A 15,397-nucleotide genomic window follows, 5' to 3' on the forward strand; every position below is an offset into this window, starting at 1 on the left:
GCTTCCTTTCATACCTTGCACCCGTCCACCACCAGATTTATGAAAGCTTCCATCGCGGCTGGGCCCGAGTACCTGCGTTGACGATGGAACCCTCGCGACGAAGCTTGGCGAGCAGGTTGGAGACCTTGACCTCCTTCTGTCTGACGGAGAGCACCTCGGGCAGCAGCGGCAGCAGCAACGTGTCGATCTCCTGGCGGGTTGCGCTCCCGCTGCGCTGCAGATAGTCCCTGACCAAGGTCGCGTAGTGCGCATCCGTCTGTGGCCGCGTACGAACGTAGTCTGCCAGCCGTCCACTCGCGCTGGCGATCTCCTCCGAAACCCTCAGACTCGGCTTACGTCCTTCGACAAGCTTGGCCTTTCGGAGGTGAGTCAGGGCTTCTGTACTGACTGGCAAACTCTTTTGCACCCGATCCAGTGCCAGCACATCCGCCAGGGGCAGGTCGGTGCGTGCCATGAGCAGCTGACTGAAGGCCGGGTCGATGACCGCTCCGGGGATGGTGAGCCGAACCTCTCCCGGGGTGCTGAGGTCGTGGTCCGGGAGCGGGAGGAACCGACGGATCTGGTCCCGGGCCATCCGATGGATGCCGTATCCCATGTGGTCGATGAGGTTCAGCTCGGTCATCGCCTCGACGAGGAAGGGGTTCCGGTAGCGCTGCGGGCTGCGTTCGCCAAGCACGTAGTCCTCCGGGACACCGTCGTAGAAGTTTCCGAGACTGCTGAAAACCACCTTGTCGGGGTGTTCGGTGACGATGATCCGGGCACGCTGGGTGTAGTCCTGATGCGCGATGCAGTTGTACAGCGCCTCGAGCAGGCTGCGTTCGTCGTACTTGCTGACCTCCCGGTAGATGAGTTCATCGGGCGGCATGAGCCGCAGCTGGACGTTGCGGATGCGGCTGGCCAGCGCGCCCGCGGTCAGGAGGAACGGCGGATGGAAATGCTCGTAGGCCTGCTGCTCCCCCACCAGTTTCCAGGTCAGTTCAGCCGGATGGGGGGTGAGCAGGTGGGTGGAGGTGTCAGCACCGAGCAGCAACAGGGCCGCCCGGGTGATGCGTCCATCACGGGTGAGCCTGGCCCTGGCCAGGAAGGTGGCGTCATCCCACGCCTCGATCTCCGAGGCCGGGATGCGCGGGGCATGCCGTTCCGCGAAACCGCGGCGTGCTCTCGCCAGGGCCGCCGGGTCGAGGTGCCGCAGTTCGGCCTCGGGGACCACGGCTGCGGTCCAGTCAGCATCGATGGTCTGCCGCCTGATCTCATCCAGCTTGTCCAGGGACAGCGGGACGAGGCTTTCCCCTGCCCGAGCCCGGTAGTTGCCCTTCCAGGAGATCGGGATCCTCCGAGGAGCCGCAGGGACCTCGAGCATCACGACGCGGCGTCCCTCGTGAACCACTTCGTGGATCTCCCGGATGGTGAGGCCTTGGTCGATCGACTGGTGGACGTGCTGCTTCAGGGCCTGTCGTTGCTGAGCATCCACCAGATGGGTGGTCCCCAGCACCTGCCGGTCGTTCGAGACCCCGAAGACGAGCCATCCAGAGCTCAAACCGTGCAGATTGGCCTCGTTGCTCAGCGCGGAGACGTACTCGCCGGTCTGGTCGACGGAGAACTGCCGCGCGGCCTCCTTGAACTCGACGACCTCGTTCTCCCAGCCAGCAAGCAGCCGCTCCAGCAGATCGGTGAGAGGACCAGTCATGACAGCCATGATCTCAGATGGTCCGCACCTCGGTGCTGGGCGACAGCTCGCGGAAGACCTGCTCCGCGTTGATCCGGGCCGCATCCGAGCTGAAGGCGTCATCCCGGAAGACCGCACGAAGTGGTCCACGCTCCGCGATGGCCTGCACCACCGCAGGAGTCACCGACTCCGCGAAACACGCGATCAAGGCACCTTCATCGACGTCGAACACCTCGCACCCGTCCACCTCGTCCCGGGCAATGGGCAGCGAGAGCTCAAGACCCCAGTCAAGGATGACTTGGAAGAGCAGGTCCTCAGCGGTGCGATCAGACTTGATGCTGGGAGCCATGCCCGTCAATTTTTCCTGTACATGCTGTGCTGCAGGAATATACAGTTCCCGCAAGTTGGAAGTTTCAGCACGAAACACACGACACCCAGCGTCAACAAGTCTCCCTTCAGCCGTGGAACACACCTTCTTGCCAGCTCGGGATATCCGATCTCGGCACACATCAACCAGCGTTTCGTAGCGAGATTCACCAACCTGCCCTGAATCTGGCTCGATAGGTTCAGCCAGCTGCACCAAAATGAACTTACGAGAACCTTGGTCAGCCGCATTGGCACGCATCACCGCATCAGCAGTTGTCCCCGACCCGGCAAAGAAATCCAAGATCAGCGAGTCGGGATCCGTTGCAATTTGAAGCAAACGCATCAGCAACGATACGGGCTTGGGAGTCAAAAACAAGCGCTCCCCACTGGAGGCCTCCATGAGCCGATGAAACTCCTGCTTGGCATTACGCGTACTACCGACTTCACGCCAGTTCCAGTAGGTCTGCGGAACGACACCCCCACGCACCTCAGACAGAAAGCGTTTGACCCCCGGCCGGACCGAACCGTCGCCCCACCAGATTCTCCCGTCGGCGTTGAGCTCATCGAACTTCTTCCGGTTGACACGCCAGTAACTCCCCGGAGGAGGTCCTTCAATCACTCTCCCACTTGGGGTTGTGATGGAGTAGCGTCCACCCTCGTAGGGGTTTCTGGCGGCCAGGTCGCTCAGCAGCCACGGCCCTCGCGGGTCGTCATCCGGGTTCTTATATCTGGCCACCATCTCTTCTGTTCTCGGAAGCAGATTCGGCCGCCACTGGTCAGAACTTCGCGCATAGAGAACCAAATACTCATGATCCTCACTGAGATGACGTGCCGAGTTCTTCGGACTGTCCATCTTGTGCCACACCACCGTGGCGATAAAGTTACTTGCCCCGAAAATCTCATCCATGATTCCTCGAAGCCCCACCACCTCGTGATCATCAATGGAAACAGCAATGAGACCGTCATCGCCCAACAGGGAGCGAGCCAGCTTCAAGCGCGGGTACATCATGCTGAGCCAATCGGAGTGGTAACGACCATTCGCATCACTGTTGGTCACCAATCGGCTGCCCGCTTCATCGACCTGTCCCGAGCGAATCAAGTACTCCTCGACCGTCTCGGCGAAGTCGTCCTCGTAGATGAAGTCGTTGCCGGTGTTGTACGGTGGGTCGATGTAGATGAGCTTGACCTTGCCGAGGTAGGACTCCTGGAGGAGCTTCAGCGCGTCGAGGTTGTCCCCTTCGATGAAGATGTTCTTCGTGGTGTCGAAGTCCACTGACTCTTCGCGGACGGGGCGAAGGGTTTTGGCGATCGGTGCGTTGGCGGCGAAGGCCGCGGCTCGTTTGCCCGGCCAGTCCAGCCGGTAGCGTTCCTGGGGTCCCTCCACGATGTGGTCGGAGAGTTCCTGTCTGAGCAGGTCGAAGTCGATGGCGGTGGTCACATTGCCGTCCTCATCGCGAGTTTCCGTGATGACGGTTGGGAAGAGCTCCGCGAGCTTCTCGATGTTGCGGGCCACCAGATCGGGCGAGTGCATGATGCGCTTGTCCATCACGCACCACCCACCAGTGAGCCACGGTTCTGCTCACAGGGTTTTGACCTCAGTGTGCGGCGACAGCTCCTTGAAGATCTGCTCCACGTTGATGCGCTCCGCGTCGTCGGTGAAGTCCGCGTCGCAGAACACCGCGCGAAGTGGCTGCCGCCGAGCGATGGCCTCGGCCGCCCGAGAGAGAGAGAGAGAGAGAGAGAGAGAGAGAGAGAGAGAGAGAGAGAACCGGTCACCTCACGCTGTCGGTGACAGAACATCAGTGCACCTTCCTCGACGTCATACACCTCGAGCCCATCGATGGTCTCCGTCCTGATCGGAAGCGTTGGCTCCAGACCCCAGTCCAGGAGCACCTGGAACAGCAGGTCCTCCCCGGTGCGGTCCGACTTGATGGTGGACTCCAGCCCCGTCAACTCCGCTTGGGCCGTTGCATCAGGAGAGAGCACGACGTCGTGGAGGTTGCTGCTGTCCACGGTGAGGACCCTGAAGCCTGAGTCCTGCTGGGTTCCCGGCGCAGTGCTCTGCTCGAGCTCCGCGGCCACGTTCTTCACCCGGGTGAGGCTCATCCCCAGGATCGAGTCGAAATCGGGCTCCGGCCTGCTCAGCGGTTCTGGCAGCTGCACGGCGATGAAGCGTCGGTTGCCGCCATCCTCCTGGTTCTGCTGGAACACGGCATGGGCCGTGGTGCCGCTGCCGCTGAAGAAATCCAGCACGATCTCCTCACCCTCAGGGTTGGTCGCCAGCTGGAGGATGCGCTGGATGAGCTGCACCGGTTTCACCGAGTTGAGGACGTTCTCCGTGTGCTGGAAGGGGACGTACTTGAGCAAGGTCTTCTTGGCATCCTGGGTGTGCCCTACTTCTTGGTAGAGCCACAGAGTCTGCGGAGTCCGCCCGTTGGAGACCTCCGAGAGGAAACGCTTCACTGCGGGTGTGTTGTTCCCATCCGCTCCCCACCAGATTCGATTGTCCGCATCCAGCTCCACAAACTTTGCTTTGCTGAATCTCCAGTAGCTTCCCCGGGGAGGTCCCTGGATTACTCGCCCCGATGGCGTTCTGATGGCATAGACCCCTGCTTCATACCGGTTCCTCGCAGCAAGGTCGCTGGGCTTCCACGGTCCCCGAGGATCATTGTCCGGGTTCTTGTAGCGAGCCTCCATCTCGGGGGTTCGCGGCAGCTGGTTGGGCTGCCACGAGGCCTTGTTCCGTGCGTAGCAGAGGATGTAGTCGTGGTCCTCCGAGAACCACTGGGCGGAGTTCTTCGGCGAGTAGACCTTCTGCCAGACGATCTGGGCCACGAAGTTCTGCGCCCCGAAGACCTCGTCGCACAGGGCACGCAGATTTGCCACCTCGTGGTCGTCGATGGAGATGAAGATGGCACCGTCGTCCTTGAGGAGGTTCCGGGCCAGCCTCAGCCGGGGATACATCATGGACAGCCAGTTGGAGTGGTAGCGCCCACCGGTCTCACTGTTGGTCACCAACCTGCCGCCAAGATCGTCGCTCTGTCCGGAGCGTTGCAGGTACTGGCTGGCGGTCTCGGCATAGTCGTCGTCGTAGATGAAGTCCTTGCCGGTGTTGTACGGCGGGTCGATGTAGATGAGCTTCACCCGCCCCAGGTAGGACTCCTGGAGCAGCTTCAGCACCTCCAGGTTGTCCCCCTCGATGAACAGGTTTCGGGTGGAATCGAAGTTCACCGACTCCTCACGGCGTGGTCGCAGGGTCCTGGTGGTCGGGATGTTGGCTGCGAGTACTGCCTTCCGTTTACCCGGCCAGTCCAGCTGGTAGCGCTCCTTGGGCTCCTCCACCGCATGATCGGACAGCTCCTGCTTGAGAGCGTCGAAGTCGATCATTCGGGTGGGGTTCCCTGCGGAGTCGTGAGCCTCGGTCACCACGTGCGGGAACAGCCCTGCCAGCTTCTCGATGTTGTCGCCAACGCCATCGGGTGAGGTCAGACGCAATCTGTCCATCATCACCTCTGCTGTTCCAACTCGTGTTGTGTGGCCTTGAGCCGTCGTCGAAGCTCAACCTTACGGTTGAACTGTCGTTCCTGTCGCATCCGACGCTCCAGAGTGCTCACTTCCCGTTCCAGTCGACGCACCGCGTCCAGCCTGTCGGCGAGTTGCGACATCTCCTCGCCCGGGCGGATCGATACCGAGGTCAAGGGGGCCAACAGCGCGGTGTACAGCAGCGGCAGGGTGATCGCCGTCGGCATGGGTTGCCTGGGTGCATCCACAGGTAGCCACCTGGTCGAGTGGTATGCGCTGAGCCTGGGGCGACCGCCGTCCAGCTGCTTGAGGGCCGCCACCATCCGCACCTCGGCGGCTCCCTCCCGGTGCCGCACGACCTCGAAGACGATCGGGAACTTCACGGCCTTGTCCATGGCTGCAAGGACCTCATCACTGACGTCCTCCCCCTTGGCCTCGACGACGAAGACCTGGATCTCCGGCACCTCCGGACTGCCCTCGAGGTTGACCGTCACCTCCGCGAGCTTGTAGGCCCATGTGATGCGCTCCACCTCCGTGACAAGCCGCTGCCGCATCGACGTCCCGCCGGGACCATGCGTCTGGATCTTCTCCTTCGCCACCCGGGTCCCCACCCGTGCGGCTGCCGGCCACTGGTGCAGCAGCTCAACCATCTCGTACGTCACCGCCTTGGTCAGGGGAGACGACGGCGACGAAGGCGGTCAGCTCGAAGTCATCCAACCCGGCGATCACCTGGGTCAGGGCTGTGGTGCTGCCACCGCTGAAGAGACTGTCCACATCTCGTTCCTCGGTGACCTCGATCATGGAACGGATTGCATCGGTGAGCAGACCGGAATACCTGCCCATCTCCATGCCGTCCTGGGTCACAGCGTTGAAGACTGCCACCACGTGCGACACAGGTTCGTCGTGGGGGCGGCAACCCCGCCGAAGCAGGTCGAGCACCCGCTTGGCCTCAGTGTGGTTCGCCACCACCTCACCCTGATCGTCGAGATAGACCAGATAGTGCGGATGCAGTCGATTGCCCCGGTTGATGTGTTCATCCGCGTTGACGTTGCGCAACGCGAAGATGACCCCCGGCGGCAACCCGTTGTCCGGATCGGCAGGGATCACCGCGTGGAGTCCGCGTGGCGCGGAGGCGAGGTCCTCGTGCTCCCTCAGATAGGTCAACAGGTCCATGCGGAAGTCGTTGAGCCCGAGATCGGTGATCGAGACACCGGTTCGGACGTCCTCGAGCTCGATCACCTCGTCCTGCAGCTTGCGGAGTTGTTCCCTGCGGAAGGCCGCCTCCACGTTCTGCGGGTTGAGGACGTTGTCATCAGCAGTTCCGGCCAAGTCGGCGATCACCATCCGGTTCTCGACACGTTCCTTGAGGTTGATGTACTCATCCAGCGAGATGTCCGGCCAGAAGTTCACCAGCTGGATCCGCTCGTTGATGGACCCGATGCGGTCGATCCGCCCGAACCGCTGGATGATCCGCACCGGGTTCCAGTGGATGTCGTAGTTGACCAGGAAGTCGCAGTCCTGCAGGTTCTGCCCCTCGCTGATGACATCGGTGCCGATGAGCACGTCCAGTTCTCGGCTCTCCTCAGGCATCGTGAGGTGTCGCTGCTTGGAGCGGGGCGAGAACAATGTCATCACTTCCTGGGGGTCGGCTCCCTTGCCGAGGGTGGACTTCGTGGCATGGGTGCCACCTGTGATGACGGCGGTCTCCAGCCCTGCCACGGCAAGCCCCGGGGCCAGCTCCCGGTACAGGTATTCCGCGGTGTCGGCGAAGGCGGAGAACACCAGGACCTTGCGGTTTCCCGGGTTGAGCGGATCACGCACCTTGTCCTGAATGACCTGACGCAGGCGACGCAACTTGAGGTCGTGCTCAGGCGTGATCCTGTGCATCTCGTCGAGGAGTTCCCGCAACGTCTCCCTGTCGTGCCAGAGGTCCTGCTGCCAGGATTCGACATCCAGGTCCGCCAGGTCGATACGGATCTTCTCCCCGTAGGACATCGCCTCGACGTTCGCGTCCTCCCCGTCGGCGATGTCGAGGTCCAGCTCCGCCAGGTCAGGGCTCAATCCAGCCAGACTGCCTGCACGGGAGCCGATCCTGGTCAGCGTCCGGTTGATGGAGTCCTCGATCTTGGCCAAGGTGAGCCGGAACGCCTCGACGGAGCTCTCCAACCGTTTGAGCAGGTTCACCGTCATCAGTTTCTTCAGGCCCTGTTCACGGCCTGCCTGTCCCAAGGTGGGGCGAGCACCACCGGTGGTGATGTCGTAGAGGTCCTCGTACTTGCGGCGACGACTCGGCAGCACGTAGGCGAGGGGCGTGTACACCGCCAGCTTCAGCTCCTGCAGCTGCTCGAAGATGTCGTCGAAGCCCGGAACCTCCTCCAGATCGGTCAATGGCTCCCGGATCGAACGCGGCGTCAACCTTTCGGGGAAGGCCCCGATTCCTGTGGTGTCGTACAGGGTCTGGATGTGCCTGCGGGAACGGGCAATGGTCACCGCGTCGAGGAGCTCGAAGAAATCGAGGTCCAGCATCTGGAGGATCCGCTCCGTCGTGCGCTGCTCCGGCGGCAGCTTGGACCACTCGTTGAACACCCCCTGCGCGGTCGAGAACACCTTCTCGACCGTGGTGGAAAGATTCAGGTGCTGTGACAGGTTCTCCGACTCCCCTTCGTAGGCCAGTTGGAGCTGATTCCTCAGGTCGTTGAACCGGTTGTTCACCGGCGTGGCGGACAGCATCAGCACCTTGGTCCGGACCCCGTCACGGATCACCCTGCGCATGAGCCGCTGGTAGCGGGACTCCCGCTCCTGCGCATAGTCGGCGTTGCGGAAGTTGTGCGACTCGTCGATCACCACGAGGTCGTAGTTGCCCCAGTTGACCCGATCCAGCCGAAGGCCGAGCGACTCGCCCTTGGCGCGGGACAGGTCGGTGTGGGCGAGCACGTCGTAGTTGAAGCGATCTCCGGCGAAGATGTTCGTCGTCAGGTTCGCGTTGTAGTTCGTCCAGTTCTCGGCGAGTTTCTTCGGACACAGCACCAGCACGGACTTGTTGCGCAGCTCGTAGTACTTGATGACCGCCAGTGCAGTGAACGTCTTGCCGAGCCCAACCGAGTCGGCAAGGATGCACCCGTTGTAGGTCTCCAACTTGTTGATGATGCCCGTCGCGGCATCTCGCTGGAAGTTGTACAGGCTCTGCCAGACCAGCGTGTCCTGGTAGCCGGTCCGGTCATTGGGCAGGACGTCCTCACTCACATCGGCCAGGAAGTCGGCGAAGAGATTCTGCAGGATCAGGAAGTAGATGCGGGCCGGGGAGTTCTCGGCGTAGACGCTGGCGATGTGCTCATGGACCGCCCTGGTGACATCCTCCACCTGCCAGGGATCGTTCCAGATCTGGTCGAACAGTTTCAGGTACCGCGTCGTGGTCGACGCCTCGTCGCTGCGTTGCACGAAGCTCGACACCGCGCTGCCCCGCTCGTATCCCAGATCAGTGGTGCTGAACCCTTGGAGAGGGGCATAGGCCACGCGGTCATCGATCACCGCGAACTGCTGCATCTGCTTGCCATTGGCGTTGCTGCGGAAACGAACCTTGCGCCGCACCCATTCCGCACACTCGCGGGCAATGGCCCGCTGGGTGAGCTTGTTCCGTAGCCGGATCTCGAACTCCGTCCCGGCCAGTCCTCGTTCAGCCCCACCACCGGGGATGAAGAACTGGCGGCGCTGTTTACGGACCTTGTCCGTGGCCTGCTCGGCGATGAACGACGGGTCCGTGAAGATGAACTCCAACTCCTCGAGCTGCAGCAGCTCATCCCGTAGGGCCTCGAATGCGAAGATGGAGAAGGTCGACGCCGCGACGCGCAGCCTCGACCTCGGGCGGAGTTCTCTCCGTAGATCGTCCCCCAGCCGCGTGCTGACGTTGTCGATGATCCCCACGGACTACACGCCGTCCCCGAGATCGACGACCCCTGGTCCAGCCACGCCTGTCCTCCCTCATCCACGGCTGGCTCGATGATACTGGCTCTCGCCGTTCAGCGCTCCAGACCGGGACGTCGTGTCCGGGACAGGCTGGCCCTTTTGCCCGCTCGCCCTTGACCAAGCTCCCCGGTGACGGTAGGTGTTCTGGGCTGCTGCGGCCGCGCCGGGAGAACCCGCGCCTTTCCGGCTTGGTCAATGTGTTCCACCGCGGGTCGTTCTCCCCGGTGTGCGATGAACAGGTTCACGTCCTTGAACACTTCTTCCTGGCGGGCCAGGTCGTGGGTGGTGCGGGCGTTGTCGATGCACCGGCTGATCGGGTTGCCGGGGGTGAACATCGACTCAACGGCCTCAGGCGGGGCGTACCGGGCAGTCACGTCTCCTGTGCTTCGGGGCTCGGCCCAGCGGTGGTGTGCTCCTGCCAGGCAGAGCTCCTTCGACGCATCCACCGCAACGATGCTCACCTGGGTGTACCTGCGAACCGCGAGTTCTTTGAGCAACCTTGGTCCTTGGCCCTCGCCGGAGGGTTCCATCCACTGCAGGGTTCCCTCGATCTTGATGTTGGTCCTCATCGCGACCAGTCGCTTCCTCGCACTGTCCGCCGTGGCGGTGGACAACGGGTGGACCAGGGTGGCCAACTCACCCCGCAACAACGGCCGCCCATCGGCCAGCGGCTCCGGCGCACACTCGGCGATCACCGCATCCCAGTGTTGGCGAGCCCGGGCCAGCAGATCGGGGTCGATCTCCAGTCCGGGTACCGGGTTGCCGAGCAGGAGTTGTTTCACATCATCGGCATCGACAGTGACGTACCCGTCCTCCACGACACCGAACCGACGTGATTCCTCTGGCCCCAACACCTGCCGGACCGCTGCCACCCCGTGGCTCTTGCCCGCCCCGGGTGGCCCGGCCATGATGATCGCCCGCCCCTCCCGGGCAGCCTCCCGCCCCGCACGAGCCACGTAGGCCTGGATGATCGCCTTGTCCAGACTCCCCCACAAGGATCCCTCAGGGGGTTTGCTGGGCAACGAGTCCCGGACGGCAAGCCGCTTCACGGCAGCCCCAACCTGTTCCTTCGTGCGTTGAAGCCGCTGCTCGGGCAATTCAGTCATGCGGGTAGCCGGGCATCTGCTCAGCGATCAACCGCAGCTCCCGATACTCCTCGTCTGTGATCTGATCGAGTGCTGCCAGGCCTGCCACGTCGTCCCAGCTGCCTGCGTCGTAGAAGTCGTAGTGGAGTTTCCCGAAGGTGTAGGGCCAGGACCGCAGCCGCTCCATCATCTCCTCGGTGGTGATCTCCCCAACGAAACGACGCAACCCCACCTCGTGAGGAGTCAACGGCTGAACCTCCTCTCCCTGGGAGACCTGGCCACGGATCGAACGCACGACCCCAAGTCGCTGTCCCAACTGCTCCGCGATCCGCTCGTCCTCCCAACCCGCCTCGATCAACCGCACCGTCTCCCGATCTCGATCGATCAACTCAAGCTCCGCCACCGCAGTAGCCATCAACAGCTCATCCCAGGAGCCGGAGGGCCTGTCGTCTTGGCCAGTGGTCATCCCGCACACACCTTTCCTGCTTCATTGCGTCCCCCGACACCTTATCCGTTGGACGGCAACGAGGAGGCGCAGGACGTCGGTTCGAGGACCGTTGACCAGCAGGGCTAGAGTAGCCACCCGGACATGGGGGCGATTCTTTTTCAGGAGGAAACATGGGATGGTTCGAGGCCATCGTGTTGGGCGTCGTCCAGGGTTTGACGGAGTTCCTGCCCATCTCGTCGAGTGCACACGTCTCCATCGTCGGGCAGCTGCTGTTCGAGGGGCGCGACCCCGGGGCCGCCTTCACGGCCGTGACCCAGCTCGGCACCGAGACCGCCGTGCTGGTCTACTTCTGGCGTGACATCGTGCGCATCGTCAAGCAGTGGTGCGGATCGCTGGTCGGCAAGGTCGACCGGAACGATCCGGACGCCCGCATGGGCTGGCTGGTCATCATCGGCTCCATCCCCATCGTCGTGCTGGGATTGCTCTTCCAGGACGCCATCGACACCTACCTGCGCAACCTGTGGCTCACCGTGTTCATGCTGGTGGCCATCGGCGTGGTGCTGCTGCTGGCCGACCGGATGGCCGAGCACAACCGCCGGGGCCTGAAGGACCTCACCTGGGGACACGGCCTGTGGTTCGGCCTGGCCCAGGCCTGCGCCCTCATCCCCGGGGTCTCCCGCTCCGGCATGACCATCTCGGGTGGCCTGTTCATGGGCTACACCCGTGAGGCCGCAGCCCGGTACTCCTTCCTGCTGGCCATCCCCGCGGTGTTCGGCTCCGGGTTGTACAAGTTGAAGGACATCGGCGAGGGACACACGGCCTGGGGGCCGACGATCGTGGCCACCGTGCTGGCCTTCGCGATCGGCTACGCGGTGATCGCCTGGCTGCTGAAGTTCATCTCCAACCACACGTTCAAGGGATTCGTCTACTACCGTTGGGGAGTCGCCGCAGTGGTGTCCGTCCTGCTGCTGACGGGTGTCCTGCAGGCAGGTTGATTCAGGGGGGTTCATGCAGTATCGCGCGCTCGGACGTTCAGGGCTCCAGATCTCCCGGGTAGGTCTCGGGACGATGGCCTGGGGTCGGGACGTCGAGTGGTCGGCCGTCCAGGAGATCGTCGGCGACTTCGTCGAGGCCGGGGGCAACCTCATCGACACCGCCCCTGCGTACGGCGGTGGTGTCGCGGAGAAGATGATCGGCAAGCTCCTGGCGGCAGGCGTCCCCCGTGAGTCCCTCGTCATCGCGACGAAGGCAGGGTTCGTCATCCGGGGCGGCAAACGCATCATCGACACCTCCCGGGCCGCCCTGCTGAGCGACCTGGAGGGGTCGCTGCGACGGCTGCGCACCGATCATGTCGACCTGTGGCAGGTCCACGCCTGGGGGCAGGCCCCCATCGAGGAGACCCTCTCTGCACTGGACCAGGCCGTCTCCCGAGGCATGGCCCGCTACGTCGGCATCAGCAACTTCGTCGGCTGGCAGACCGCCACCGCCGCCACCTGGCAGGAGGCGGTCGCCGGCCGGACGAAACTGGCCTCCGTCCAGGTGGAGTACTCCCTGCTCGCCAGGCGTGCGGAGGTGGAGGTGATCGGGGCGGCCCGGCACCATCAGCTGGGAGTGCTCGCATGGTCGGCACTCGGTCGAGGAGCTCTCACCGGCAAGTACCTGCGCAAGATCCCGAAGGACTCACGGGCCGCCTCCGAACACTTCGGGTGGTTCCTGGAACCCTATCTGCAGCCCCGCAGCCGCTCCGTCGTCGAGGCCGTCTCGACGGCGGCCGAGGGGCTGGGGCTCACCCCGTCACAGGTGGCCCTGATGTGGGTGCGTGATGCCCCCCAGGTGGCGAGTGCACTGATCGGGCCTCGCACCGCGGATCACCTGGCCGAGTTGTTGGATGCGGAGACCAAACTGTTGGTGCCCCCCATCATCGCTGCCCTCGATGACATCTCCGGAGGTCCCAACCAGTACCGGACCTAGGGGTTAGACTGGTCCCACCCCAGCGGGCAGCGCCGCCCAACGACAGGAGATGCGGATGAGCGCTCAACCGACCACCCGACGAGCACCCCTGGTGCCCGGACAGCTCCGGATCCCGTTCCTGCTCCTGCTGCTGTGCTTCGCCGCCTGGGGCACCGCCGCCAACCTGACCGACGTGTTGGTCGGCGTGTTCCGCAGCATCTTCACCATGAGCATCCTCGAGTCCTCCCTGGTGCAGTTCGCCTACTACGGGGCCTATTTCCTGCTGGCGATCCCCGCGGCCATGATCAACCAGCGCTTCGGCTTCAAGGCGGGCCTGCTGACCGGGCTCGGTCTGGCCGCCATCGGCGGGTTCCTCTTCATCCCTGCCGCGAAGATGTTGACCTACGGGATGTTCCTGCTGGCCCTGTTCGCACTCGCCGCAGGCCTGTCGATCCTGGAGACCTCGGCCAACCCCCTGGTGATCGCCATGGGGGACGAGACCACCGCCACCCGTCGCCTCAACCTCGCCCAGGCCTTCAACCCCATCGGTGCCAACCTCGGCGTGCTGATGGGCGCGGTCCTCATCCTGCCCCACCTGACCCCGGAGCCCGCGAAGTCCATCATGGACGAGACCGAGCTGCGTGCCGCGCAGGAGGCCGACCTGGGACTGGTCCTGGGCCCCTACCTCGGCATCGCGACGGCCCTGGTGGTGATCTGGCTGCTCATCGCCTTCCGTCGCCTTCCGCTGCCGGCCCGCGACGACACCCCCGTCGCTCAAGGTGGCCGGTTCGGCAGGCTGTGGCGCAACGGGCACTACCGCTGGGGGGTGTTCGCCCAGTTCTTCAACGTCGCCGCGCAGACCTGCACCTGGACCTACACCATCATCTACGCCCAGGACGTCGTCGGCACCTCCCCGGAGCAGGCCGGGTGGTGGCTGCAGGCCAGCCTGCTGCTGTTCCTCGTCGCCAGGTTCGTGATGGTCCTCCTGCTCGGCGTCGTCAAACCGGCACGACTCCTGCTGGTCATGGCGCTGTTCGGGGTGGGATGTTGCCTCACCTCCATGTTCGTGCTCAACGTCATCGGGTTGATCGCCGTCGTGAGCATCTCGGCCGCCCTGTCACTGATGTTCCCCACCATCTACGGCATCGCCCTGAAGGGCCTCGGTGAGGACACCAAGTTCGGCTCCGCGGGACTGGTCATGGCCATCCTCGGCGGGGCGACCATCCCCCTGGTCCAGGCCACCGTGATGGATGTCGCGGGCTCTGCCCTCGGCTTCGTCGTGCCCGCCGTCTGCCTCGCCCTGGTCGCGGCCTACGCTGGCTACGACCTCACCCACTCCCGGGAGGAGACATCATGAGGACCTCACGCACCCTGCTCGCCGTCATCCTGGTGGCGACACTGACCGCCGTGCTGGGAGCGTGCAGCGACAACCGTCCTCCCGTGCACATCGGACTCATCACCAAGCAGGAGACCAATCCGTACTGGGTCACGATGCGGGAGGTCGCCGAGGACACCGCTCGCCGTGCAGGTGCGACCCTCACCGTCGCCACGGGCAGCAGTGACGTCGACGTCGACGCTCAGCGTCAGGCACTGCAGGAGATGGTGGAGAAGAAGGTGGACGGCATCCTCATCGCGCCGACGGACTCGACGGCGCTGGCACCGGAGATCGCGGCGGCCAGGCAGGCCGGGATCACCGTGATCGCCCTGGACACCCCGATGGATCCGGTGGAGACCACGGATGCCTATTTCGGTACCGACAACCATCGGGCCGGGGAGCTGGTCGGTACCTACGCGGCCGCGAAGGTCGCAGAACTGGGAGAGACCCCTCAGGTGGCGATGCTGGATCTGGCTCCGGGCATCGCCTCGGGCGAGGAACGAGCAGCTGGTTTCCTCGCCGGTTTCGGGACGACGGCCCCGACCGCCAGGGCTGACACCCAGGGGGATCAGCAGTTGGCCCAGCAGGCCATGACGGAACTGCTGGCAGCACACCCCGGCATCAACGTGGTCTACGCGGTCAATGAACCAGCGGCACTGGGCGCCGTGACCGCCCTGAAGGATGCCGGGCGTGATCTGGGTCGGGTCGTCGTGGTGAGCATCGATGGTGGTTGCCGCGCGATGAAGGACTCGGTGCGCCCCGGTGACATCGACGCCACGGCCATGCAGTTCCCCCAGAACATGGCCCGGGAAGGGGTGAAGGCCGTCGTCGCCAAGGTGCGCGAGGGCGAGGCCCCGTCGGCTCACCTGGCCACCGGGACGGAACTGGTCAGCGGGTCGCCGGTATCAGGTGTGCAAACCAGGAACGTGGAGTACGGGATTCGGACGTGCTGGGGGTCGTGACGGGAGCACCGGCGCCAACCCCACGCGATGCCGGGTAGGCCCCGAACTCGGCGTCAAGGA

At 63.9% G+C, this 15,397-nt stretch carries 11 protein-coding genes; 4 read left to right on the forward strand and 7 right to left on the reverse strand.

Translation table 11 applies throughout. The features are described from left to right. Window positions 1-37: 37 nt before the first annotated feature. The 7 genes from EII34_RS02735 to EII34_RS02765 form a co-directional block, all read right to left on the reverse strand. The gene (locus EII34_RS02735) at window positions 38-1,687 is read right to left on the reverse strand and encodes an RNA-binding domain-containing protein (protein WP_124842684.1); all 1,650 of its coding nucleotides are present in this window, start codon (window positions 1,685-1,687) and stop codon (window positions 38-40) included. A gap of 13 nt (window positions 1,688-1,700) precedes the next feature. Further along, a complete protein-coding gene (locus tag EII34_RS02740) occupies window positions 1,701-3,578 on the reverse strand; it encodes a site-specific DNA-methyltransferase (RefSeq protein ID WP_124842686.1) in 1,878 nt (625 codons plus the stop codon). Next, window positions 3,578-5,536, reverse strand: a complete 1,959-nt coding sequence (locus EII34_RS02745; RefSeq protein WP_221620180.1) for a site-specific DNA-methyltransferase — start codon at window positions 5,534-5,536, stop codon at window positions 3,578-3,580. Before EII34_RS02745 ends, EII34_RS02740 begins: the two co-directional genes overlap by 1 nt. A gap of 2 nt (window positions 5,537-5,538) precedes the next feature. Further along, window positions 5,539-6,204 carry a DUF4391 domain-containing protein gene (locus EII34_RS02750; protein WP_124842688.1) on the reverse strand — a complete coding sequence of 222 codons (666 nt, stop codon included), beginning with the start codon at window positions 6,202-6,204 and terminating at the stop codon, window positions 5,539-5,541. Then, window positions 6,197-9,475: a helicase-related protein gene (locus EII34_RS02755; RefSeq protein WP_124842690.1), complete on the reverse strand. Its 3,279-nt coding sequence runs from the start codon at window positions 9,473-9,475 to the stop codon at window positions 6,197-6,199. Before EII34_RS02755 ends, EII34_RS02750 begins: the two co-directional genes overlap by 8 nt. A gap of 95 nt (window positions 9,476-9,570) precedes the next feature. Continuing rightward, complete coding sequence (locus tag EII34_RS02760; RefSeq protein WP_124842692.1) at window positions 9,571-10,623, reverse strand: DEAD/DEAH box helicase family protein; 1,053 nt, start codon at window positions 10,621-10,623, stop codon at window positions 9,571-9,573. Next, window positions 10,616-11,068: a hypothetical protein gene (locus EII34_RS02765; RefSeq protein WP_124842694.1), complete on the reverse strand. Its 453-nt coding sequence runs from the start codon at window positions 11,066-11,068 to the stop codon at window positions 10,616-10,618. The genes EII34_RS02760 and EII34_RS02765 overlap by 8 nt, the downstream gene beginning before the upstream one ends. A gap of 152 nt (window positions 11,069-11,220) precedes the next feature. Between EII34_RS02765 and EII34_RS02770 the strand changes: the two genes are divergently transcribed. From EII34_RS02770 to EII34_RS02785, 4 genes are read left to right on the forward strand one after another with little or no spacing between them, the layout of a single operon-like run. After that, on the forward strand, window positions 11,221-12,045 hold the full coding sequence (locus EII34_RS02770; RefSeq protein ID WP_124842696.1) for an undecaprenyl-diphosphate phosphatase: 825 nt from the start codon (window positions 11,221-11,223) through the stop codon (window positions 12,043-12,045). 13 nt (window positions 12,046-12,058) lie between these two features. Then, entirely contained in the window at window positions 12,059-13,021 is a 963-nt protein-coding gene (locus EII34_RS02775) for an aldo/keto reductase (RefSeq protein WP_124842698.1), read from the forward strand. A 55-nt stretch (window positions 13,022-13,076) separates the two neighbouring features. Next, window positions 13,077-14,357: an L-fucose:H+ symporter permease gene (fucP, locus tag EII34_RS02780; protein WP_221620181.1), complete on the forward strand. Its 1,281-nt coding sequence runs from the start codon at window positions 13,077-13,079 to the stop codon at window positions 14,355-14,357. Then, the gene (locus EII34_RS02785; protein WP_124842702.1) at window positions 14,354-15,337 is read left to right on the forward strand and encodes a substrate-binding domain-containing protein; all 984 of its coding nucleotides are present in this window, start codon (window positions 14,354-14,356) and stop codon (window positions 15,335-15,337) included. The genes fucP and EII34_RS02785 overlap by 4 nt, the downstream gene beginning before the upstream one ends. The last annotated feature ends 60 nt before the right edge of the window (window positions 15,338-15,397 follow it).

Source organism: Arachnia propionica (assembly GCF_003859805.1).
Classification (GTDB): domain Bacteria; phylum Actinomycetota; class Actinomycetes; order Propionibacteriales; family Propionibacteriaceae; genus Arachnia; species Arachnia propionica_C.

Coding starts and splice junctions, on each gene's coding strand:
- EII34_RS02735 (WP_124842684.1), bottom strand. CDS start 1,687: ATGACTGGTCCTCTCACCGATCTGCTGGAGCGGCTGCTTGCTGGCTGG.
- EII34_RS02740 (WP_124842686.1), bottom strand. CDS start 3,578: ATGGACAAGCGCATCATGCACTCGCCCGATCTGGTGGCCCGCAACATC.
- EII34_RS02745 (WP_221620180.1), bottom strand. CDS start 5,536: ATGGACAGATTGCGTCTGACCTCACCCGATGGCGTTGGCGACAACATC.
- EII34_RS02750 (WP_124842688.1), bottom strand. CDS start 6,204: ATGGTTGAGCTGCTGCACCAGTGGCCGGCAGCCGCACGGGTGGGGACC.
- EII34_RS02760 (WP_124842692.1), bottom strand. CDS start 10,623: ATGACTGAATTGCCCGAGCAGCGGCTTCAACGCACGAAGGAACAGGTT.
- EII34_RS02765 (WP_124842694.1), bottom strand. CDS start 11,068: ATGACCACTGGCCAAGACGACAGGCCCTCCGGCTCCTGGGATGAGCTG.
- EII34_RS02770 (WP_124842696.1), top strand. CDS start 11,221: ATGGGATGGTTCGAGGCCATCGTGTTGGGCGTCGTCCAGGGTTTGACG.
- EII34_RS02775 (WP_124842698.1), top strand. CDS start 12,059: ATGCAGTATCGCGCGCTCGGACGTTCAGGGCTCCAGATCTCCCGGGTA.
- fucP (WP_221620181.1), top strand. CDS start 13,077: ATGAGCGCTCAACCGACCACCCGACGAGCACCCCTGGTGCCCGGACAG.
- EII34_RS02785 (WP_124842702.1), top strand. CDS start 14,354: ATGAGGACCTCACGCACCCTGCTCGCCGTCATCCTGGTGGCGACACTG.